The 20,046-nt window shown below is 69.6% G+C and carries 23 protein-coding genes; 8 read left to right on the top strand and 15 right to left on the bottom strand.

From position 1 onward, the window contains the following. The first annotated feature begins 162 nt into the window (after window positions 1-162). Together ACFY10_RS19785 and ACFY10_RS19790 are read left to right on the top strand one after the other, a co-directional pair. Window positions 163-2,199 carry a sensor histidine kinase gene (locus tag ACFY10_RS19785; RefSeq protein WP_390666432.1) on the top strand — a complete coding sequence of 679 codons (2,037 nt, stop codon included), beginning with the start codon at window positions 163-165 and terminating at the stop codon, window positions 2,197-2,199. After that, on the top strand, window positions 2,196-2,864 hold the full coding sequence (locus ACFY10_RS19790; protein ID WP_390666433.1) for a response regulator: 669 nt from the start codon (window positions 2,196-2,198) through the stop codon (window positions 2,862-2,864). The genes ACFY10_RS19785 and ACFY10_RS19790 overlap by 4 nt, the downstream gene beginning before the upstream one ends. Window positions 2,865-3,525: 661 nt before the next feature. On the opposite strand, the gene ACFY10_RS19795 is transcribed toward ACFY10_RS19790, so the two are convergent. The 3 genes from ACFY10_RS19795 to ACFY10_RS19805 all read right to left on the bottom strand — a co-directional run bounded on the left by ACFY10_RS19795 (window position 3,526) and on the right by ACFY10_RS19805 (window position 4,854). Then, on the bottom strand, window positions 3,526-3,936 hold the full coding sequence (locus ACFY10_RS19795) for a thiol-disulfide oxidoreductase DCC family protein (protein WP_390666434.1): 411 nt from the start codon (window positions 3,934-3,936) through the stop codon (window positions 3,526-3,528). 76 nt (window positions 3,937-4,012) lie between these two features. Continuing rightward, window positions 4,013-4,549, bottom strand: coding sequence for a hypothetical protein (locus tag ACFY10_RS19800; RefSeq protein WP_390666435.1), 537 nt, complete (start codon window positions 4,547-4,549; stop codon window positions 4,013-4,015). Between the two features lie 149 nt (window positions 4,550-4,698). Further along, window positions 4,699-4,854: a hypothetical protein gene (locus ACFY10_RS19805; RefSeq protein ID WP_390666436.1), complete on the bottom strand. Its 156-nt coding sequence runs from the start codon at window positions 4,852-4,854 to the stop codon at window positions 4,699-4,701. 91 nt (window positions 4,855-4,945) lie between these two features. On the opposite strand from ACFY10_RS19805, the gene ACFY10_RS19810 reads away from it, so the two are divergent. Next, window positions 4,946-5,083: a hypothetical protein gene (locus tag ACFY10_RS19810; RefSeq protein WP_390666437.1), complete on the top strand. Its 138-nt coding sequence runs from the start codon at window positions 4,946-4,948 to the stop codon at window positions 5,081-5,083. A 117-nt stretch (window positions 5,084-5,200) separates the two neighbouring features. Here the strand turns inward: ACFY10_RS19810 and ACFY10_RS19815 are convergent, their stop codons facing one another. The 8 genes from ACFY10_RS19815 to ACFY10_RS19850 all read right to left on the bottom strand — a co-directional run bounded on the left by ACFY10_RS19815 (window position 5,201) and on the right by ACFY10_RS19850 (window position 11,075). Next, window positions 5,201-5,419 carry a hypothetical protein gene (locus tag ACFY10_RS19815; protein ID WP_390666438.1) on the bottom strand — a complete coding sequence of 73 codons (219 nt, stop codon included), beginning with the start codon at window positions 5,417-5,419 and terminating at the stop codon, window positions 5,201-5,203. A gap of 18 nt (window positions 5,420-5,437) precedes the next feature. Continuing rightward, window positions 5,438-5,749 carry a hypothetical protein gene (locus tag ACFY10_RS19820; protein ID WP_390666439.1) on the bottom strand — a complete coding sequence of 104 codons (312 nt, stop codon included), beginning with the start codon at window positions 5,747-5,749 and terminating at the stop codon, window positions 5,438-5,440. Between the two features lie 78 nt (window positions 5,750-5,827). Further along, window positions 5,828-6,664 carry a hypothetical protein gene (locus tag ACFY10_RS19825; protein ID WP_390666440.1) on the bottom strand — a complete coding sequence of 279 codons (837 nt, stop codon included), beginning with the start codon at window positions 6,662-6,664 and terminating at the stop codon, window positions 5,828-5,830. Beyond that, window positions 6,661-7,596 (bottom strand): ABC transporter ATP-binding protein, encoded by a 936-nt coding sequence (locus ACFY10_RS19830; protein ID WP_390666441.1) that lies wholly within the window; start codon window positions 7,594-7,596, stop codon window positions 6,661-6,663. The genes ACFY10_RS19825 and ACFY10_RS19830 overlap by 4 nt, the downstream gene beginning before the upstream one ends. A gap of 4 nt (window positions 7,597-7,600) precedes the next feature. Then, a complete protein-coding gene (locus ACFY10_RS19835; RefSeq protein WP_390666442.1) occupies window positions 7,601-8,629 on the bottom strand; it encodes a sporulation-delaying protein SdpB family protein in 1,029 nt (342 codons plus the stop codon). Further along, complete coding sequence (locus ACFY10_RS19840; protein ID WP_390666443.1) at window positions 8,620-9,177, bottom strand: SdpA family antimicrobial peptide system protein; 558 nt, start codon at window positions 9,175-9,177, stop codon at window positions 8,620-8,622. Before ACFY10_RS19840 ends, ACFY10_RS19835 begins: the two co-directional genes overlap by 10 nt. Window positions 9,178-9,289: 112 nt before the next feature. Further along, window positions 9,290-9,946 carry a sporulation delaying protein family toxin gene (locus ACFY10_RS19845; RefSeq protein WP_390666444.1) on the bottom strand — a complete coding sequence of 219 codons (657 nt, stop codon included), beginning with the start codon at window positions 9,944-9,946 and terminating at the stop codon, window positions 9,290-9,292. Between the two features lie 160 nt (window positions 9,947-10,106). Next, window positions 10,107-11,075: a ParB/RepB/Spo0J family partition protein gene (locus ACFY10_RS19850; RefSeq protein WP_390666445.1), complete on the bottom strand. Its 969-nt coding sequence runs from the start codon at window positions 11,073-11,075 to the stop codon at window positions 10,107-10,109. A gap of 305 nt (window positions 11,076-11,380) precedes the next feature. Here ACFY10_RS19850 and ACFY10_RS19855 point away from each other — a divergent pair, with 305 nt between their 5' ends. The 4 genes from ACFY10_RS19855 (at window position 11,381) to ACFY10_RS19870 (ending at window position 13,980) form a co-directional block, all read left to right on the top strand. After that, on the top strand, window positions 11,381-11,833 hold the full coding sequence (locus ACFY10_RS19855; protein WP_390666446.1) for a helix-turn-helix domain-containing protein: 453 nt from the start codon (window positions 11,381-11,383) through the stop codon (window positions 11,831-11,833). A gap of 341 nt (window positions 11,834-12,174) precedes the next feature. Continuing rightward, window positions 12,175-12,564 carry a hypothetical protein gene (locus ACFY10_RS19860; RefSeq protein ID WP_390666447.1) on the top strand — a complete coding sequence of 130 codons (390 nt, stop codon included), beginning with the start codon at window positions 12,175-12,177 and terminating at the stop codon, window positions 12,562-12,564. Further along, a complete protein-coding gene (locus tag ACFY10_RS19865) occupies window positions 12,561-13,727 on the top strand; it encodes an MAB_1171c family putative transporter (RefSeq protein ID WP_390666448.1) in 1,167 nt (388 codons plus the stop codon). The genes ACFY10_RS19860 and ACFY10_RS19865 overlap by 4 nt, the downstream gene beginning before the upstream one ends. Before the next feature lie 28 nt (window positions 13,728-13,755). Then, on the top strand, window positions 13,756-13,980 hold the full coding sequence (locus ACFY10_RS19870; protein WP_390666449.1) for a cold-shock protein: 225 nt from the start codon (window positions 13,756-13,758) through the stop codon (window positions 13,978-13,980). A gap of 15 nt (window positions 13,981-13,995) precedes the next feature. Here ACFY10_RS19870 and ACFY10_RS19875 read toward each other — a convergent pair whose 3' ends face one another. Continuing rightward, entirely contained in the window at window positions 13,996-15,441 is a 1,446-nt protein-coding gene (locus ACFY10_RS19875; protein ID WP_390666450.1) for an MFS transporter, read from the bottom strand. Next, a complete protein-coding gene (locus tag ACFY10_RS19880; RefSeq protein WP_390666451.1) occupies window positions 15,438-16,856 on the bottom strand; it encodes a Gfo/Idh/MocA family oxidoreductase in 1,419 nt (472 codons plus the stop codon). The genes ACFY10_RS19875 and ACFY10_RS19880 overlap by 4 nt, the downstream gene beginning before the upstream one ends. A gap of 75 nt (window positions 16,857-16,931) precedes the next feature. Here ACFY10_RS19880 and ACFY10_RS19885 point away from each other — a divergent pair, with 75 nt between their 5' ends. Continuing rightward, window positions 16,932-18,038 (top strand): LuxR C-terminal-related transcriptional regulator, encoded by a 1,107-nt coding sequence (locus ACFY10_RS19885; RefSeq protein ID WP_390666452.1) that lies wholly within the window; start codon window positions 16,932-16,934, stop codon window positions 18,036-18,038. 23 nt (window positions 18,039-18,061) lie between these two features. Here the strand turns inward: ACFY10_RS19885 and ACFY10_RS19890 are convergent, their stop codons facing one another. After that, a complete protein-coding gene (locus ACFY10_RS19890; protein WP_390666453.1) occupies window positions 18,062-18,727 on the bottom strand; it encodes a DHHA1 domain-containing protein in 666 nt (221 codons plus the stop codon). After that, window positions 18,720-20,027: an MFS transporter gene (locus ACFY10_RS19895; RefSeq protein ID WP_390666454.1), complete on the bottom strand. Its 1,308-nt coding sequence runs from the start codon at window positions 20,025-20,027 to the stop codon at window positions 18,720-18,722. The genes ACFY10_RS19890 and ACFY10_RS19895 overlap by 8 nt, the downstream gene beginning before the upstream one ends. Between the last annotated feature and the right edge of the window lie 19 nt (window positions 20,028-20,046).

Raw genomic sequence — 20,046 nt, forward strand, 5'->3', positions numbered from 1 at the left:
CCGTGCGCCCGCCACCCGCGGCCCCGCCACTGACAACGACCCCGGCCCAACCAGGGAGTTGACCCGGCGGAGCAAGGACTCCGGTCCCGGGTCACCGGGACACGTCTGCTGCCAGACTGGGGGCACGCTCCGACCGCGGTCGGGCACGGAGGTGTGGTGGCCATGGCCGAGAACACCGCGCGACAGCGCCACGACCAGGCCCTCGCCTGGGCCCCGGCCGCCGTCACCGCGCTCGCGGGAGCCGGCGGCACGTTCATCGCGTACCTCCCGGACCACGGACTGCTCGCGCACACCGGCGAGTTCGGGCGCGACACCCTGAGCATCACGCTCTCCGCCGTCAGTTGGGCCGTCACTGGAGCCGCCCTCACCACCCTGCGCCCCGGAAACGCCGTCGGACGGCTACTGACCGCCGTGAGTCTCCTGCTCGCGCTCACCGCTCTGTTCCAGGCGTACGGCGCGTACGGCGCCTCGGTGGCCGACCCGGCATGGCCCGCCGCCCGCCTGGCCGCCCAGTTGTTCAGCACGCTGTGGCTGCCCGCCTGGCTACTGCCGTACAGCGTGCTGCTGGTGCTGTATCCGCAGGGCCGGCCGTCGGGACGCCGTGCGCGAGTGCTCGCGTGGACGGCGACGGCCGCGCTCACGCTGGTGGTGGTCGCCGGTGTCTTCGCCCCGTCCTTCTACGACGACATGGTCGCGCACGGCGACCCGCCTCTGTACGCCCCGGCCGCCCTGCGATCCATGGCGTTCGGAGCGGGTTTTCTGCTCCTTGCGCTCTCGACGCTCGCCATCTGGGCCGACACGGGTGTCCGCCTGGCCCGCTCCCGGCCGCCGCAGCGGCAGCAACTGGCCTGGCTGGTGGCCGTCCTGCCGCCGATCGGCATCACCACGTTCTTCACCGACCGGATCGTCTCCAACGCCCTCAGCATGCTGCTGCCGGTGGCCATAGGCGTCGGCGTGCTGCGCCACCGGCTGCTCGGCATCGATCTCGTCCTGCGCCGCTGGCTGGTGTACGGCACCCTGACGGCGGCCGTCGTCGCCGCCTACCTCGGCACCACCGCGCTCGCCGGCGCCACCCTCGGGCAAGGTGTCCTGCCGGGCGTGGTGGCGGCGGCGCTGGTCGCTGTGGGGCTTGCCCCGCTGCGGGACCGGCTGCAGCGAGCCGTGGACCGCTTCGTGTACGGCGACCGCCGCGACCCCCTGCGGGCGCTGGCCCGCGTCGGCGACCGGCTCGCGACCGGCGCCGAGGAGGCCGACGGGGGCGTGCTCACCGCGGTGCTCACCGCCACCGCAGAGGCCGTACGGGCCCCCGGCGCCGAACTCCTGGGTGTGGACGGCGAGTTGCTCGCCCGATGCGGCGCGCGGTCGACCCGTTCCGCACCCGCCACCGATGTCCCGCTGCGACTGTCCGGAACGTCGGTCGGCACGCTGCGGATCGCCGACCGGACGACCCAGGAGCCGTACACGGCGGCCGACTTGAAGGTGCTCCACGCCCTCGCCCCCTCGATGGCCGCCGCCGTACGGGCCGATGCCCTCGCCCAGGAGCTGGCGGCGGAGCGCGACCGGGTCATCGACGCCACCCGCGCCGAGCGCGACCGCTTCCGCAGGGACCTGCACGACGGCCTCGGCCCCGCCCTCATGGGAATCGCCCTGGCGCTCCAGGTCGCCGCGGACTCCCTCGACACCGGCGAAGGCGCGACGACCCGGCGCATGGTGGAGGCGGCCCGGGCCGAGGCCGACGCGTCCGGCGCCGAGGTCCGGCGCATCATCCAGGACCTGCGCCCGGGAACCCTCGACCGCCTGGACCTGCTCGGTGCGTTGCGTGAACGCGCGCGGTCGTTCGCACCGGATCTGCCGGTCCGGGTGACGGGCCCGGCCGGGCCGGCCCGGCTTCCCCCGGACGTGGAGACGACGGCGTACCGGATCGCGTGCGAGGCGCTGACCAACGTGGTGCGGCATGCGGCAGCCACCCGGGCACTCGTCGAACTCACCTTTACCGACGGTGAGTTGACCATCCAGGTGGAAGACGACGGCCGGGGTCTGCGGCACCGCCCGGACCCGCCCCCGGCCGGCACCGGAGTGGGCCTCGACAGCATGAGGGCCCGTGTCGCGTCGCACGGCGGGACACTCCTCGTGGACTCGCCCGGCCGCCTCGGCGGAACGGCGGTCACCGCACATCTCCCCCTCAAGGAGCGGTCATGACACCCGAGCGGCCACCGATCCGCGTGGTCGTCGCCGACGACCACCCCATGTACCGGCTCGGACTGCGGGCCGCCCTCGACAGCGACCCCGGCGTCCAGGTCCTCGCCGAGGCGGCGGACGGGGCGGAACTCCTCGACGCCGTACGGCTGCACACTCCCGACGTCGTGATCACCGACCTGTCCATGCCGGGCACCGACGGCATCCACGCCATCCGGGCCATACGGCAGCACAGCCCGGGCACCGGCGTGCTGGCCCTCACGATGCACGACGGCGACGACAGCGTCTTCGCGGCCCTGCGCGCGGGGGCGAGCGGCTACCTGGTCAAAGGAGCCGACCAGGGCGAGATCGTCGCCGCCGTGGTCCAGGTCGCCGCGGGCGGCGCCGCCTACGGAGGGTCCGTGGCCCGCCGTATCGCCGAGTTCTTCACCTCCCGCAGCGCGGCCGACTGCGCGATGCGGGCGTTCCCCCTCCTCACCGACCGCGAACGCGACGTCCTGGACCTGCTGGCGGCCGGCTGCGGCAACCGGGAGATCGCCCGCCGCCTGAGCCTCTCCGACAAGACGGTCCGCAACCACGTCTCGGCGATCCTGTTGAAGCTCCAGGTGCACGACAGGACCGCCGCCGCGCTCCGCGCCCGCGAGGCCGGCCTGGGCCGCGACGAGTGAACAACCGGCGCCACGCACTACCGTGGCACGCATGGCCCCTGACTCGACGAGGGACTTCTACGACGACCTGGCCCCCGACCACCACCTGATCTTCCCGGCCTGGGACGCGAGCATGAGGCGCCGACGGCGGCGCTGGACGAGCTCGTCCGCCCGCGTCTGGGACCGGAACCGCACAGTGTCCTGGACTGCTCCTGCGGCATCGACACCCAGGCGATCGGGCTGGCCCTGCGCGGACTGGTCTGTTCCTGCCTCCAGCTTGGGACCACACGAACTCCCAGCGATAGTGACGATCAGCCGGGATTCGGGGCGTGCGTCCGGGGTGGATTGCTCGCTGTCGTCGGTGGACGACAACGCGAGTTGCGAGACCCGGCTCGCGGCGCAGGACGTCGAGCGTGCGCCCATCCTCTGCGTGCCACGGCCGCGGCGTGGGCGAGCATGATCGGTAGGGTCCGACGGGACACTCAGAAGTTCATCAGAACCTTTGAGGTAGCCGTGTCCCTAGCCGTGAACCACAGGCGAATCCTGCGCTCACAGACACTCCAGATGTCCGTTTTGGTCAGGGAGCCGATCTGCACGAACAGGTCCAGGCTGTGGCCGTTGTGTACCCGTGGCGGCTCGAAGCTGCTGAGTATGCAGATGGGAACTCGGATCATGTTGGCCTTCAGTCGTGCGTCCGGGGCAGCGCGCATGCCGCCGTGCCTCCAGGCATGCGGTGCCGGTGGATGGCTACCTGGCGATAGACGAGTCGAGCGGCCTGCCTGATGACGGGCGCGCGCAGGAGCAGTGCCGTGGCTCGGTATCGGAAACGGGGTGACGACGCGAGGTAGGCGCCAAGCGCCTGCGCTCCGGAATCGCCCACGTGGGCCCCGCGGAGGACGAGGACTTCTCGGTCGAGGCGTTCCCGGTGCGGCCGGGTGACGTGGTCGGGCAGGGCACGCCACGGCGTGGCCCGCATCCGTGGCCTGGCATGGCGTTGCAGACGGGTAATGGTCGCCTGGCAGAAACCGCAGTCGCCGTCGAAGGCGAGCGTGGGCGCGTCGGAACCGACGGCTGCCGAGAGGTCTTTGCGCACGGGCTTGTCCTCCTGTGCAGGGTTCGTGGGCCAGGGCCAGGGCCGGGGCAGGCATGGGGCGCCCCTGAAGAGCCAGTCAGGCGCGTGTGAGCCAGAGTTCAAGCACGGCCTCCCGCTCGCGCGACCGCAGGATCTTGGTCGGCCGGGTCTGTTCCCACCATTCGGTCATGACGGCGGGCGTGGCGGTGCCCTGGGTGAAGTCGCTGAGCAACCGCCGTGAGAGAGCGACCTCGCGCGGGGAGTAGGCGACGGCGGCGCTGGAGTAGACCGGCGTCCGGTAGGTGCCGTCGGGCGCGATGACGGAGACGGTCATCTCGGTCGGGCTGCTCGGCACCCAGGCGTCCAGAGCTGCTGCGACGAAGCTCGCGGCGTGGGTCGCCCAGCGTTGCGGAGCGGAGCGGGTCGGGACTTCGGTGATCTCCAGGCCGGCGAGGTCGGACCATGTCCACTCCCGTGGGTGCGGACCGGTGACGCGGGGCCCCGCTGTCGTGAGCACCATGTTGGGGGCCGGTGCTGTTGCCGGGGCTCCCACGTACACGCCGTCCGCCGAGACCCAGAACAGTCCCACCGTGGCGCCGTCCTCGGCGGGGTGAGGAGGCGGGGTTTCTTCCATGTCCTGTCGGTCTCCTTGGTCGACCCGGTGAAACTGAGAGCTTGCCTGGCACCCGACGCTGATGCGCCGTTTTTTCGGCCAAGGGCGCAGGGAGGCTGTACGAACCCCTCTGTGCAGACGCCCGAGGCCCCTCTGTTGTACGGACTCCCTTATACGGACTCCTCAGTGAGCGCCCCTTCGCGGGCGTGCTCGGTGCGCTGCTGCGCCTTCCGGGCCCACCGGCTCAGCCGTACGGCCGGCTCGCGCGCCATGGAGACGGCCTTGCCGAGTTCCTTGTCGAGGAAGACGAGGTCACAGGCGATCATCGTCAAGGCGAAGCCGGTCAGACCCTGCTGGGGAGCAGCCTGGTACTACGCCAACGCCAAGCACCCCTGCGCGTTCGATTTCACCTGCACCGTGACCCGTGAGGGCCAGGACGTGCTGGACGGCAGCAGTTCCGGCAGCGGCGGTCCGGGCGGAGTGGTCGAAGGAAACCCCACCGAGTGCGCGGGCTCCGGCTACCGCACGTACAACCTCGAGCTGCCCTGCGGCTGACAAGGGGTGCTACCCGACGGGGAGCCCTCCCGACGCCGAGACGCCGGGAGGGCTCCCCGCTGCCGCGAACACAGGAACTCCGACTTCGTGAAGCCGCAGGCTTCGGCTGCGTGGGGCCTACATCCAGCCCGCGTCGTGCGACCGCGCCGCGGCGAGCTGCTCCTCGGTGAGGGTCGACCGGTCGGGCCTGCTTACCACCGCCCAGTGCTTGCCCACCGGGCAGCGGGCGTAGCGCGTGGACGGGGTGAGGCGCAGGGACTTGAAGCCGACGAACGGTATCCACGTGGCCGTATAGAGGTGTCCCGCCGCGCACTGCACGATCGACTTACGGGGCATGTGCACCTCCTTGGCTCCTCAGGCGGACCTGACCTTGAAGCCGCTGCCGTTGCGTGCGCCGAGGCGGGCCGTCACCCGCGGCTGTGTGCCTGGGGCGTCGTGCACGGTCAACTCGTCGGCGCCCACGCCGAGTCGGGCCGCGCGCTGGCCCTTGTAGCGGAAGAACACGGCTATCTCGTGAGCTCCCGCATCGACCGGGATCTCCGTCGTGCCCCATCTCGCGGGCCACTCGACGCCGTCGATCTCCACGACTGGTCGTGTGAAGGCGCGGTGGAAGGGGAGCGCCACCGGGGAGGGACGGATGTCGACCAGGACCTTCACCATCGCCATGAACATCACCGAATTTCTTGCCTAGTTGACTGGTTGGTGACTGGTTGCGTCCAGCGGGTGCCTTGCGTCGGCCTTCTCTCACGCCGACGACGACAGCACCGACTCCGGGCGGAAGCCCCTCGCGATGCCGATCAGGCTGCCCGCCGTGATCAGTACGGTCACCCCGCCCGCGTACAACAGCAGCCTTGTCGGGCCCAGCGGGTCCAGGGCGATGGACATCGCCAGGAGGGCACCGAAGCCGGGCAGCATCGCGGCCAGGCTGACCAGGCCGCCGCCGTTGCCCGCCAGGGCGCCGGCGCCGGGCTGGGAAAGGCGTGGGAAGAGGAGGTTGAGCAGCAGGGCGAGGGCCGCGCCCGCCCAGGTGGCCAGGAGCGGGAGCAGGAGGGCGAGTGTCAGATAGCCGGCGTCCGGTGTGAGGCTGTCGTGGTGCAGGGCACCGGACAGGGCGAGAGCGAGGGCGCCGAGTGCGCTCATCACCGCCCACTGGGCCGTCGTGACGACGAGTACGTAGCCGAGCAGTCCACCCGCGATGCTCGCCGGGTTGTACGGGGCACCGAGCATCGCCTCAAGGGCGCCGACCCCGGCCTCCGCACCGACCACGTTGCGCACCGCGAGACCCGCGCCGACCGTTCCGTGCAGGGCGATGACGCCAGGCATCAGGATGAGCAGCAACCCGGCCGCGACGGTGTCCCCGTGCGCCCCGTACTGCGCGCCGAGCCGGGCGCTGCTGGCCGCGCCGTTCATGTCCGCGTCGTCGGACAGGAGAGGCAGGACGATCACGGAGGCGACCGTCAGCACGAACGGCAGGAACACCGTGGCGAAGTTCCGCAGCCGTTCCCGTCTCATCCGCCACAACAGCGCGGACGCCAGGATCCTGGCCCGGGTCACGTCGAAGGGAACGCCTCGTCGCGTCACGGGATGCGCCTTCCGTCCGCGGGTGCCGGCACTTCCGTCTGCAGCTGCTGGTAGACGTCCTCCAGCGGGTTGCGGGCGGGTACTACCTCTCGTACGCCGATGCCTTCCCTCACCAGGTCGGCGACCAGCACCTCCGCCGCCCGCTCGTCGGGCACCTCCACGACCACGGCACCCTGCTGCTCCTCGTACCGCAGGCCCAGCCGGTCGAGGACCGTCGGCACGTCGCCGGAGCCTCGGACGCGCAGCCGGTAGGCGCTGCCCAGCAGGGCGGTGCGCAGGGCGGCCGGCTCGCCTCGGCCCACGATGCGTCCCTTCTGCAGCACTGTCACGTCGTCGGCGAAGCGGTTGGCGTCGGCCAGGGCGTGTGTGGAGACGACGACCGTATGCCCCTGGTTCGCCAACCCTCGTAGGTACTCGGTGAGTTGAGCGGTCGTCGTCGGGTCCAGTCCCGACATCGGCTCGTCCAGGAGAAGGATCGGCGGGCGTCCCAGGAACGCTTTCGCCAGGCCCGCTCGCTGGTTCTGGCCGCGGCTGAGGCTGCCGATCCGGCGGTCAGCAAGGTCGGTGAGACCGAGCAGGTCCAGGACCTCCGCGATCCGCTCCTCCGACGGCCTGGGCGGCAGACCCAGGACGCGTGCCCAGTACCGCAGGTTGTCCACGACGCTCAGGCGTGGTGCGAGCGCCGAGCGGTGAGTGGCGAGGGCGATCAGGGACTTGGTCTCCGTGTGTGTGTGCGGGTCGGCGCCGTCCACCAGGACGGTGCCCTCGAAGGGCGCGAGAATCCCGGCGAGCACACGGAACGCCGTTGTCTTCCCGGCGCCGTTCGGGCCGAGCAGTACGTGAATTCCCGCGCCGTATTCGAGATTGACATCCCGGAGCACCGGCCGTCCCCGGTAACCCGCGGACACATTCAGCACTTCCAGCTTGGCCACCGATTCAACGTAGCACTGCCGATGAGTGGCCAACTGAGTGGTCATCCGAGTCGTCAACGGGGCTGTCATTGGTGCCTTTTTCAACTGGAGGTTGCGCGGTGGGGAGTTGTCCGCCGGGCGTCTCGGCCGGCGGCGTACGCAGCAGCGGCATGGATGCGACGACCGAGCAGCCGATCATGACGAGAGCGAAGCTCCACAGGCCCATCAGCAGGATGATCGAGCCGTGCAGCAGGATGTCGAGCACCAGGCCCACCTTGCGCCAGCGGTCGGAGCCCAGGATGCAGACGGCGATGAGGAGTTCGACGACGAGCGCGCCCCAGGTCATGCCGACGACGATCAGGGGGTACTTGGACAGCGCGAGCAGCGGCCCGTCCCAGGGCGCCGCGACGCCGAACATGTTGTCGCGCAGGAAGTAGTACTCCGCCGTCCCGTTGGCCCAGTCGGCGACTCCGAACTTGCTGATGGCGGTGTCGAGATAGATGTATGCCAGCTGCAGTCTGACCGCCCAGAAGGCGGCGTAGGCGATCGCGTGCGCGGACGGTCGCAGCGGCTTCGCCGGCGGTCTCCACTGCCAAGTCCGGTCGTCCGTCAGGAGAATCGGCAGCATGAGGAGAGACATGATCATGCCCACGGATTCGCCGCCGTCGGGCACGGTGATACTCACCGCGATCGAGTAGATGGCCCACAGCTGCGGGATCGCCGTCCAGCGCGGCCGGTATCCGACGGCGGCCACGAGAAGCGCGGCGACCAGGATCCAACGGGCGTACTCCGCATGGGAGGTACCGCCCACCAGGCAGTACGCGGACGCGGCGCGCACTCCCCCGCAGCGGGCGCCGTCGCTGACGGTCAGAACCGGGGTGAGCAGCGCCTTCGACGGGGTGATGAGGACCACCGTCAGCTCGGCGAAGCAGATCAGTGAGCGTCCCACCCCGAACCAGCGCGAGCGGAAGTCGAAGGTGGAGAGCCGGAGTTGAAGCCGAGCGGACTGCTCTTCGACAAGTCCGGACAGGGATGCACGGGCGGCTATGAGCATGAGACGTCCAGGTGGGCGATTCTGGTGACGCGCCGGTCGTACGGCACCAGGTTCCGGTACGACCAGGGCACGACGCGTTCCTGAGTGATGAAGGAGTCCCCGCACACGGTCCGCACGGGGTTGCGGTTCTTGACCTTCTCGGCGGGGCGCGCGGCCGCTTCGTGCAGGCAGATCTCCAGATTGCCCGCGCACGGCTGCCATTGGGTCACCGAGGTATTGATGTAGGCGATCTCGGGACCCTGGGCGCGCTGGGTACGGTCAAGTCCGAAAAGATTCGAAGGGCTGCCCTGCGGGGTCTTCAGAAGATTCTTGGAGTGCTTTCCGTCGAAGGCGTACGTGCCGATCTGGACGCCCTCGGGATCCTTGGTGAAGAAGGCCCAGACCTGCGGGGTGACCTCATTGAAGTACTGGCGTGCGCCTTTTGAATGGCGGCTGCTGAGCGCGTTGCTCGGCAGCGTGTAGAAGAGCGCGACGAGAAGATAGGCGACCATGACCGCCAGCGTGGTCGCGAAGATGTACAGCTGCCGCCTTGCGACAGGCGTCGACATGCGCGGTTTTCCTTTCCCCCTGTAACGGACGGAACGCTCCGGCCGTGCTGATGCGCCTGTGCGGGGGTGGCCTGCCGCGCCGCGGTCGCGGCAGGCCACCCCCTCAGAGAAATCAGAGTGCGGAAGCGACCGCCGCGACGAAGTCGTTCTCGTCGAGCTGGTCCGACTGCTTCAGGTCGAAGCCGTAGCTGGCCGCAGCCGGGGCTATCACGACCACCACGACGACCTCCGCGCCCGCAGCGACGTTGGTGCCCGCGGCGACGTTGATGCCGGCCGCGACATTCGCCACGGTCACGATGTTGGACTTGGTCCACACCCAGCCGTTGGGGCGCGCGATGACGGAGCTGTTGAGGGTCTTGGCCTTGCTGTCCGAGGCGATGGCCGCCTTGAGGTCGTCGTTCAGCGCCACCATGCCCTGCTGCACCACGAACGGGTCCTTGGCCTGGACGGCCTCCGTCACCCTGGTGTGGAACTCCGGGTCGGCCTGGTGCAGCTTGGCCATCAGGTACGACAGCTGCTTGGGCGTCACCGAGGCGTCGGAGCGACGGCTGCGAATCTGCTGGGCCAGCTCCGGGTGGTCCTTGGCAGCCTTGCCCTGGCCGAAGACCAGGAAGGCGACCACGTCGTTGTCCGAGTAGCCCTGCTCCGCCTTGGCCGCGGCGACCGGGGCGGTGTGCGGCGCCTGGGTGTGCGCCGACGCGGTGCCTGCGACGCCGGCCACCATGGTGGCAGCGAGCACGGCACCGATCAGCGGCTTCTTGAATCTCATGATGGAGCTTCCCCTGTTCGTTGAAGGGATTTCCCAGAATTCCCGTGGCCTTACGGGAGCTGAGGAATCCTCAAGCGATTCAGAAGGCTATTCGGGCAGCTTTTCGACGGCAAGGAACGCTCAACCAGAGCTGGGGACACGGGGGTTATTGCAGATGCCGTCAGGAATTGCTTTCCAATGCGCGCGCAACATGGAGCCAGGCCTCCGCGTAATCCCGTGCGATACGCGCGACGACATCGGCGCGGTGTGCCGGTACGTCACGCACGAGCTTCTGCCATCCAGAGGGGCCCGTCGGGTGAATGCTGAGCAGCTGAAGGAACCTGCGCCCCGATTCGGAGTTCCGTACGGAGGGATCGCGCCGCAGGCTTTCGAGCAGGGCGGGGCTTTGAGGGCGGCCCGCGCCGCCAAAGCCGCCGGTGCCGCTCAGACCGCCGGGAGCGCCCGCGCCCCTCGAACCGTCGCCGCCATCGTGACCGCGAGGCTTGGTCGTTCCGCTCTCCGCCGGTCCACCGCCCCGCAGCCTGGGCGGCAACAACTCCCGGCCCTGCAAGAAGCGTTGACGTACGTCGCTCGCCGTCGCCACGGACATCCCCGCACGCCGGGCGAGCTCGCGCAGGGAAAGGTTTGGGTCCTGCGCCAGTAACTCGCCTGCGAGCAGGCGCCCTTCGGCCGGATGCAGCGGTCGTGCACGGCCGTCGAGACCCACCCGCTTGTTCGACTGCGGCCCGTCTTCGGTCGAACACCCCCGGAGGGCCCCAACAGTCTTGGCCGACAGGCAGGTCACCGAGGCGATGCGCCGGTCCGACCAGTGCGGGTGCGAGGCGATGATACGCCGCGCGGCAGCGGTCCTGTCGTCGAACGACAGCGGTTTGCCGTGCGCCGAGTTGAGCTGGACAGCGAGCAGGAAGGCTTCCTCCTCGCCGCCGTCGAAGTAGCGGACCTCGACGTCACTCTCCCCCCGCAGTTCCGCCGCCCTGATCCGGTGCACCCCGTCGAGCACCCGCTTCGTCGGGCGGTGCACGACGACGGGCGGCAGGGGTACGTCCAGTTCGGCGAGCGCCCGTGCGTGCCGGTCGTCCGCGCCCGTTGTGCGAGGCGAACTCGCACCTGCCAGCAGACGGATGGGCACCCGCTCCACTGTCCGGTCGAGAACTCCCCCGATTTCTTTCGGTATTGCCGGATCGACCGCTCCCTCAGCGATCTCCCCCGTCACCGACATCACAGCATCCTCTCCCCCGTGAGTGGAGCCAACTGATGGCTCCGGCCCGGTGGTCGTCCGTCGACTCAGGTACAAAGTTCAACGGTCCGGGCTTTCACCACAGTTGAGATCGTCGTGCGTCAAGACCCTAGACCACAGGTTGGCCTGGTTCAACTGGTATGTCATCGCTACACTCTGTCCCCATTCACCACAGTGGAAGAGCGCGGGGAGGCGCCGTGGCCGACGGGGCGGACCGCAGTCTTGCGGACAAACTCAACGAGCTCTTTGCGAACGTACGGCCCGACGTGGGCCACGAGTACAGCAACGAGCAGGTCGCGGCCGCCATCCGGGGCACCGGCGTCACCATCTCCCAGAGCTACATCTGGCAGCTGCGTAAAGGCATCAAGACCAACCCGACGCTCAAGCACCTGGAAGCACTGGCCGGTTTTTTCGGCGTGCCCACCGCCTACTTCCTCGACACGGAAACGGGCAACCGTGTCGCCGAACAACTGAATGTGCTGGCCGAGGCCCAGGCGCGCCTGGCCGATTCCTCGCCGGAGGGCGACGTCAGGCTGATGGCGATGCGGGCGGGCCAGCTCTCCGCCGAGCGCCGCAAACAGGTCATGGACCTCCTCGATGTCGTCTACCGCCTTGAACAGGCGGAGGCGGAGCAGCAGGACACGCCATGACCCGAGCGAAGCCGGTCGCGTACGTGAGGTAGACGACACACACGTAAAAACGCGCACAGAAGCAGCCGCTGACACGGATGCTGATCACGGGCACCACGGGACGGCCGTGAACCACGCGGAGCCGTGAACTGCCCGGAGATTCCCTCTGGTTACCCCCACCTGACCTCGTGCTGCCCGATCGGCGGCGCGGAGGTCGGACATACGAGAGGACGGTTTTGAACGAGCGCAAGCTGCGTCGGCGCTGCAGACTGGAGCTTCAATCCCTCGGCATCGAGACGCCGTTGCGGGTGGACGTACTGTGCCGGCGCCTGGGAGAGCGCCGCGGACGGCCCATTCGTCTCGTGCCTCATCCGCTGCCCGTCCCCGGCCCGTTCGGCGTCTGGATCGCGACGGGCTCGGCGGACTACATCCTCTATCAGCGCGAGACGAGCAAGGTCCACCAGGACCACATCATCCTGCACGAGGTCGGGCACATCATGGCGGACCACCGGAGCACGGTCTCCGGCAACGAAATCTGGCAGCAGCTGCTGCCCGACATCTCCGCCGAGGTCACCAAGAAGACTCTCTGGCGCACCTCGTACGACGAGGAGCACGAACGCGAGGCCGAGTTGGTCGCCACCATCATCCTCGAATGGGCCTCCGTACTGGACCATGTCGGCTCGTCCTCGTCCGTGGACCCGTCGGTCGATCGCGTCCAGTCCGCACTCGGCGATCGGCAGGGCTGGCAGTGATCGTGCTGGCAGTCGTCGTCGGTACGGTGTTCGTCCTGATCCTGGGCTGGAAGATCCGCCAGATCGTGGCGTCCCCGCAGGACGCTTCGTTGCGTGCCGTGACCCTGTGTCTGGCGAGCGCAGCCGCTTCCTTCGGACTCGCGCTGCCGCCCGCCGCGAAGGTGATCCGCTCCGTCGGCGGGCCCGGAGCGCCGCGGCTGGTGCAGAACGCCTTCGCGTTCGCGATGGTCTTCTGGCTGATGTGCTTCTACCTGTACTCCGCGACGGATCCGCGGAGAGGGCGCATACGCGCCCGTTGGGAAACGCTCCCCCTGGGACTCACTCTTCTGGGGACCTCGCTGGCCACGATCTTCGCCGCCGGACACGACACGGGCGGCAGCTATGACAACGTCGATATGCGCGTCTCCGCCTTGGCGGCCTTCTACCTCCTGGCCGATCTGTATCTGGTCTACGCCCTGACCACGGCCCTGCGCTGGACCTGTCGTTATGCGCGAGCGTCACAGCGCCCCCTGTCCGTCGGCCTGTGGCTGATGGCCTCCGCCCTCTCGGGCATAGCCGCGGCGAGCGCGATCCGAGCGGCACTGACCGTGATCCGCTGGCACGGAGGCGCGGTCGCCCCGGCGGTCACCGAGATCTCCGGCCACATCATCGCCGTGGCGATCCCGCTGTTCCTCATCGGAGCCGGCTACCCGGCGGCCCGCGCCCGTCTCTCGGTCATGCGCCTGCGCCGACAACGACGCCGCATGTACCACCGCCTGCATCCGCTGTGGAGCCTGCTGCACGAGGCATACCCGCAGGACGCTCTCCACCAGAACCGCGCCAGACCATGGGACCTTCTGCGCCGGCCGAGCGCGGTCGACCGCCACTACTATCGCCGCGCCATCGAGTGCCGCGACGGGCTGGTACGCATCAGCCCCTATCTCGGGCCGGCCGAGGCGACGGTCACGGACCTCTCCGAGTCCTCTGCCGACCTCCTTGCAGACCGGTTGTGTGCCGCGCTCAAAACCCAGGCGGAAGGCGGGGAACCGCCGTACAACGCAGTCGCCGTGGCGGTACCACAGGCACAGGGCCTGGACGCGGACGTACGGCAGCTCGCCAAGCTGTCGGACGCACTGCGCCGTCGCACCGAAGGGCCGCCGGGTCGGGCGGCCCGGCGTCAATGACGATGGTGGGACCCGTAGGCTGCCCCGCATGGTGGCTGCGACCGTCCGTGAGTGGCGCGACGAGGAAGGGTGGGGTGTACTCGACTGCCCTGAGACGCCCGGTGGGTGTTTTGGTCACTTCTCCGACATCCGGATGGCCGGCTTCCGAAGCCTGTCGCCCGGACAGCAAGTAGAGCTCGAATGGGAAGCCCCCGGCTTCGAGCAGGACGGGTACGAATACCGCGCGGTGAGCATCGTGCCTCGGCCCGCCTGACATCCACACCTGACATCAACGACGGCGCACAGCAGCAGCCCCGGTCGGTTCACCGCGGCCTCGGACCGGCATCGCCAACAGCAGGAGCACCATGGCGGCGGCGAAAGCGGTGCCCGCGACATACGTGTACCGGAGGCCCGCGGTGACGTGTTCCTCGCAGGTGGTCGTGCAGTGCGTGGCCACCGCGATGCCCTGGTTGCCGGCGGCGTTGAAAAGGGCCCCGAACAGAGCCGCGCCCAGGCTCTGGCCCGTCTCGCGGCAGAACATGAGGTTCGCCGTCGCGGCGCCCCGGCCGTCCCAGCCCACGGTCGCCTGGACACCCACGAGCAGGGCCGGCTGGAGCAGGCCGAAGCCGATGCCGAGCAGGGTCGAAGCCGCGGCGTACGGCAGGGCGGGCGCGTGCGTGGCGGTGAGGGACACCGTGGCCAGCAGGGCGGCGGTCACCACGGTCGCGCCGGTCAGTGCGGCCTCGCGGAAACCGACGCGCAGGTACAGGCGGCTGCTGAAGACCGCCGCCGTCGGCCAGCCGAAGGTCATTCCGGCCAGTACCGCCGCGGCGGCCGCCGGGCCGAGTCCCAGCACCGCTTGGGCGTAGACGGGCAGCAGAAGCAGCGGCGCCGTCATGATCGCGCCGAGCAGGCCCAGGACGAGACTCGGGACGGCCAGTTCGCGTCGCTGCCACACCCAGCCGGGCATGACCGGCTGGGCAGCGCGCCGTTCGATCCGTGCGGTGGTCAGGGCCAAGGACAGGAAGAGGGCCAGCAGTGCCGCGCTTCGGGCGGAGATCCAGGGCCACGCGGTACCGCCCTGGACCAACAGCGTCATGAGCGTGGCGCAGGTCAGCAGGAGGCTGAGGGCGCCGCGCCAGTCCACCGGGCCGCTCGTGCCGCCCCGGACGTCCTCCGCGGGGAAGTTGCGGGACAGCAGCCACACCGCGACCAGGCCGAGGGGGATGTTGAGCAGGAAGATCCCCCGCCAGTGGCCGTACTGGGCCATCGCACCGCCCAGGGCGGGACCCGCCAGGGCGGCGACGCTCCAGACCGAGGCGAGCGCTGCCTGGATGCGGCCGCGCTCGTGCGGCTGGTACAGATCGCCCGCGACCGTCTGCACGGTCCCCTGGATCGCGCCGGCTCCCAGCCCCTGGACGAAGCGGAAGGCGACGAGACTCGTCATGCTCCAGCCGGCCGCGCACAGCGCGGAGCCCGCCAGGAACAGGAGGGTCCCGCCGACGAGCACGGGCCGCCGTCCATGGGTGTCGGCCAGCTTGCCGTACAGGGGTACGGAAAAGGTCGCGGCGAGGACGTATCCGGCCAGGAGCCAGCTGAAGGCTGATCCGCCGTTAAGGTCGGCCACGATCTGCGGGGCGGCCGTGGCCGTCACCGCGCTGTCCATGGCGGCGAGGAACATCACCGCCAGCAGCGCCGCGACGAGTCCTCGCCGACCGACAGGAGTGCTGGTCACCCGGCCAACTCGACGACGCGTTCGGTGGCTTTCGCCCCTTCGGCGTCCATGGCGATGAGTTCGTAGAACGTGCCGAACAGGTGGTGGCTGAGCCGCTGGTCCTCGAAGAAGGAGATCCGGTCGGCGACCTGTGTGGGGGCGGCTTCACCGCTGGCCAGGCGCACCATCGCGCGCAGGACGTCCTGCGGGGTCACAGAGCTTCCCGCGTGGGCGTTGTGGAACACGTCCTCGGCGTAGGGTTCGCCGGTCACGACCGGGTTCCGGCGCCGTTGCACCCGGATCCGGTAGTCCTCGCCGACGACGTCGTTCTTGAAGACGCCTATGTGCTGGATGCTGCCCTGATTGATGTCCAGGGTGAACTGGGACATCCTTCCCTTTTCCCGGAACGGCTGCCGGTTGGTGCGGTCGAACTCCTGGAGGCCCACGGTGCGGTGGGAATAGGTGTTGGAGTGGCAGGCGTAGGTCACGAGTCCGGCCTTGTGGCCGTCCTCCGCCCGGAGTTCGAGATGGAAGACGAAGTCGGCCTCGGCAGCCAGCACCTGCGGCGGCAGCTCGGGGATCCGGGTGGCTCCGGGGCCGTCGATCAGGTCGGCGAGCGCGGTTGCCTGACGGGTCCGCAGAAAGTCTCCGACCCTGCGCACGTACGGGTTGGTCACGCGTACGGCGGTCGCCTCTCCGGGCGCCAACTCCAGGTACCAAGCGAGCAGATCGATGTAGTGGTAGCTGGAGAAGGAGAGCGCTCCGACGCCGCTGCGGTATCCGTGCGCATCGCCGAGCAGGTACTCCTCCGGGTGCCGGAAGAGACCTCCGTTCTTGATGAGCTGCATCGAGGTGATGCCCTGCCCGTGCGTCTGCTGGATCTCGGTGATGTCGGAGGCGATCGACCGGTAGACGTCGTTGGCCCGTCTGCGCAGCGGCATGGCCAGATGGCACGGCGCCGTGGCACGGGCCCGGGTGAGCGCGCGGTCGAGTTCCTCGTAGCCGCCGATGATGCGCCGGGCGGCCTCCGGGTCGTACGCGGCGCCCTCCTCGACCAGCAGGGGCTTGTCGCACAGCACGCTGATGCCCCGGGAGACCGCCCAGAGGATGTAGTCGCGGTGGTGTACGGGGTTGCAGGCGATGATCACCAAGGAGAACCGGTGAGTGGCGTGCGCATGGTCCAGCACGGTTTCCAGTTCTGTACGACTGAGTCCGTCGGGGTTGATCCACTCCGGTGAGTCCTTCTGCAGCAATTCGCGCAGCGGTGCCATGTCCTCGTCCTGGGCGCGTTTCTCCGGGTTGCGCGGGTCGCAGATGGCAGCGGTGCGAACCGGCCATCCGGACTGCTGCATTTCGAGCAGCGCCGGTGCATGGTTCTCCCGGCCGGCCCAGTGCCCCGAGCCTCCGACCAGCAAAATCGTGATGGCGCGAGCCATTTTGTCAATTCACCTCAGAATTCATCGTGCAACGTTTCAAACGCTGGCAAATCCAACTGGTGTTACTCGCCTGCGTTGTCGAGCGAGGGGCTGCTGTCGTGCAGCTGTCACAGCGAGTCGGTATCGTTGTGTCTTCTGTCGGGGGCAAGGAAGTGTGCAATGACGCAATCTCTGGGGCTTGACGTGCCCGAACGGGCCTCGCTCGCCGGACTGGGACTGGGCAGGCGAACCGAAGCGGTGTATCGGGCGATGGTCAGGGGCACCCTGTGGGGCGTCGACGAACTGGTCGAGGAGACCGGCCTGAGCGAGCCGGACGTCCGGGCCGGACTCGATGAGCTGGCCGCCTTCTCGCTGATCAGGCCCTCCGGGGAGGAGCCGGGTGCCGTCGTCGTGGTGAAGCCGAGCGTGGCGCTCGGAGAGCTGATAGCCACACGGCAGAGAGACATATTCGAGCATCAGAAGAAACTGGCCGAATGCCGCGTGGCGATGTCCGACATCGTGGCGGAGTTCGAAAGGGAACGCGGCAGCTCCGACGGCAGCAGGATCGAATATCTGCGGGGTGTCGATTCCGTACGCGTGTATCTGGAAGAGATGTCGAATCAGATCGAGACCGAAGTGCTCGCGGTCATTCCGAAAGCCTCCCTCACCCCGGAGAGCATGGCGGCCAGCCAGGCCCTCGACGCGAGGATGGTCGAGCGCGGGGTGACCATTCGCACCATCTATCTGGACAGCGTCCGCAACCACACCGCCACCCGGCGGTATGCGGCCTGGCTGAACGAGTGCGGCGGCGAGGTGCGCACGCATCCCGTGCTGCCGATGCGCATCATCCTCGTGGACCGCAAGATCGCCGTTCTCCCCATCGATCCGGCGAACTCGGCCAAGGGCGCACTGGTCCTGCGCGAACAGAGCCTCGTGGCCGCCCTTCTGGCGCTTTTCACGCACATCTGGGAGGCCGCCCGTCCGCTCGGCACCGCGGAGCTTCCGGACGATCAGGGGCTCAATCCGCAGGAGCGTGAGCTGCTGCGCCTGCTCGCTCAGGGCATGACAGACGAGGCCGCCAGCAAGCAGCTGGCCATTTCCGTCCGCAGTGTCCGCCGGCTGATGTCGGACATCATGGACCGACTCGACGCGCGTAGCAGGTTCGAAGCGGGCCTGCGGGCCGCCCAGCGCGGCTGGCTCTGAGGACGTCGCCCTCCTTCCCGCCCTCACCCCACGCTCCGCCGCAACAGGGTCACAGCCTCCGCACGGGCCAGCGACAACGCCCTGCCCAGCTCGTCCGTCCGCGGTCCGGCAGCGCTCGACCGGGCTCCCCGGCCCGCGGGACTGCCGCCGACCGCGGCCGCGGCCTCGCGGAGCACGTCGCGGGCGTCCACACCCTGTGCGCGCAGCCGGTGGCCCATCGCACAGACCAGCAGTGCCCGGCCCTTGTAGAGAGTGCACAGGACGACGAGGCCCATGCCGGAGGAGAGCCGGCCGGCCACGGCAGAGGCCAGTTGCCGCAGCTTGCGTCCGGTCGTGTTGTCGACGCGGGCCGCGACCAGCAGACCACCCGGGACGGTGTGGGCCCTCTCGACCAGGGCGTGGGCGGCCGAGGCCAGCTCGGCCCGGTGCAGTCGCTCCACCTCGGCCTGGGCGTCGGCCAGCAGCGCGAGCCGGGTGCGCAACACGGCCGGCGCGTCCTCGGGCTCCGTCCCCAGCAGGTCCGACAGTTCCCACAGCAGGCGGCGTTCATGGCGCGTATGACAGGACCCGCGGTCGGTGCGGGTGGCCGTGCGGGCCTTCTCCGGGAATGTGCCGGCCTTCTCCGGGAACGTGCGGGCCTTGTCCGGGAGAGGGAGCTGTGTCGACGGCGGGAGGCGGCGGTCAGCCACGGACGGCCTCCTGGGGCCCGTCCGCCGGGGCCGGGACTGCTTCCTTCTCGGTGACGTCGGCGGAGGCCGCCGAGGCCGCGCGGATCAGGAGGCCCGTCGTGGCCAGGAGTACCAGCGCCGCCAGCACGCACAGCACGGCCAGACCGGTGACGAGGGCGCTTCCCGCGCCGCCGGACAGCAGGGCGCCCGCGGCCAGCGGCCCGGTCACGAAGCCCGCCGAGGTTGCGGTGCCGTACGCGGCGTTGTAGCGCCCGCGCAGTGCCGGTGTGGCCAGGGAGTTCACCAGGGAGGGCATGCCGGCGGCGTACAGCGTCTCGGCGCAGGCGAAGAGCGCCATGCCGCCGATGAGTACGGCCAGTTGGAATTCCGCGGCCGTGGCCGTCGCGGCGAGCACGAGGAGCCAGCTCGCCGACCAGGCCGTGGCGGACAGGGCGACGGTGTGGGTGTGCTTCCACCGCTTGATCAGGTCGTGCAGGACCAGTTGGGAGCAGATGACCGCCCCGGTGTTCACGGCGAACAGCACGGCGATCCCGGACGGCCCCACGTGGGTGCTCGTCAGCAGGAAGGCGGGGAAGCTCGCCTCGAGCTGCCCGTACGAGGAGAAGTACAACGCCAGCCCGAGAACGAGGACCAGCAGGAAGGGACCGCTGGTGAAGACCTGCCGGTAGTCGTTCGACCCCGCGGAATCCCGTCGCGCGCCCGCCTCGGCCGGCGTTTCGGTGCCGAGGCCGCGCAGGGCGAACATGGCCAGGGCGATCCCGAGGTAGCTGAGGGCGTTGGCGCCGTAGAGCAGCCGGAACGACAGCGGGTGCGCGGCGCTCGCGACCGCACCGCCGACGAGACCGCCGATCCCCAGCGCAGCGTTGGTCAGGGTGAAGTTGGAGCCGAAGACCACCGGGTGGGACTCGGCGGGCACCGAGGCGGCGAGCAGGGTGTTCCAGGCCGAGGAACCGCCCAGGCCAAGGCCCCAGATCGCGGCGGACAGCAGGAAGTGCCAGGTCTCGCCGGCCAGTGCGTATCCGGTCACGCCCACCGCGCTGAGCAGCATGTGCGCCGCCGCTGTACGGCGGGCGCCGATGCGGTCGGCGAGGCGTCCGGCGTTGAGACCACCGATGATGACGGCGGTCGCCGTCACCGACACGGCGTGCATGGCGGTGTCGACGCCGAGGCCGTTGACCTGGTGGACGTAGACGGCGAGGAACGGCATGACCAGGCCCGAGCCGATGTTGTTGAGGGCTCCGAGCAGCAGCAGGGTCCGGGCGGTGCGGGGCAGTGCGCGCAGGTCCTTCAGCAGGGACATGGCTGTTCCGTCTCCGTGG

The sequence above is a fragment of the Streptomyces sp. NPDC001401 genome, assembly GCF_042895385.1.
Lineage (GTDB): Bacteria > Actinomycetota > Actinomycetes > Streptomycetales > Streptomycetaceae > Streptomyces.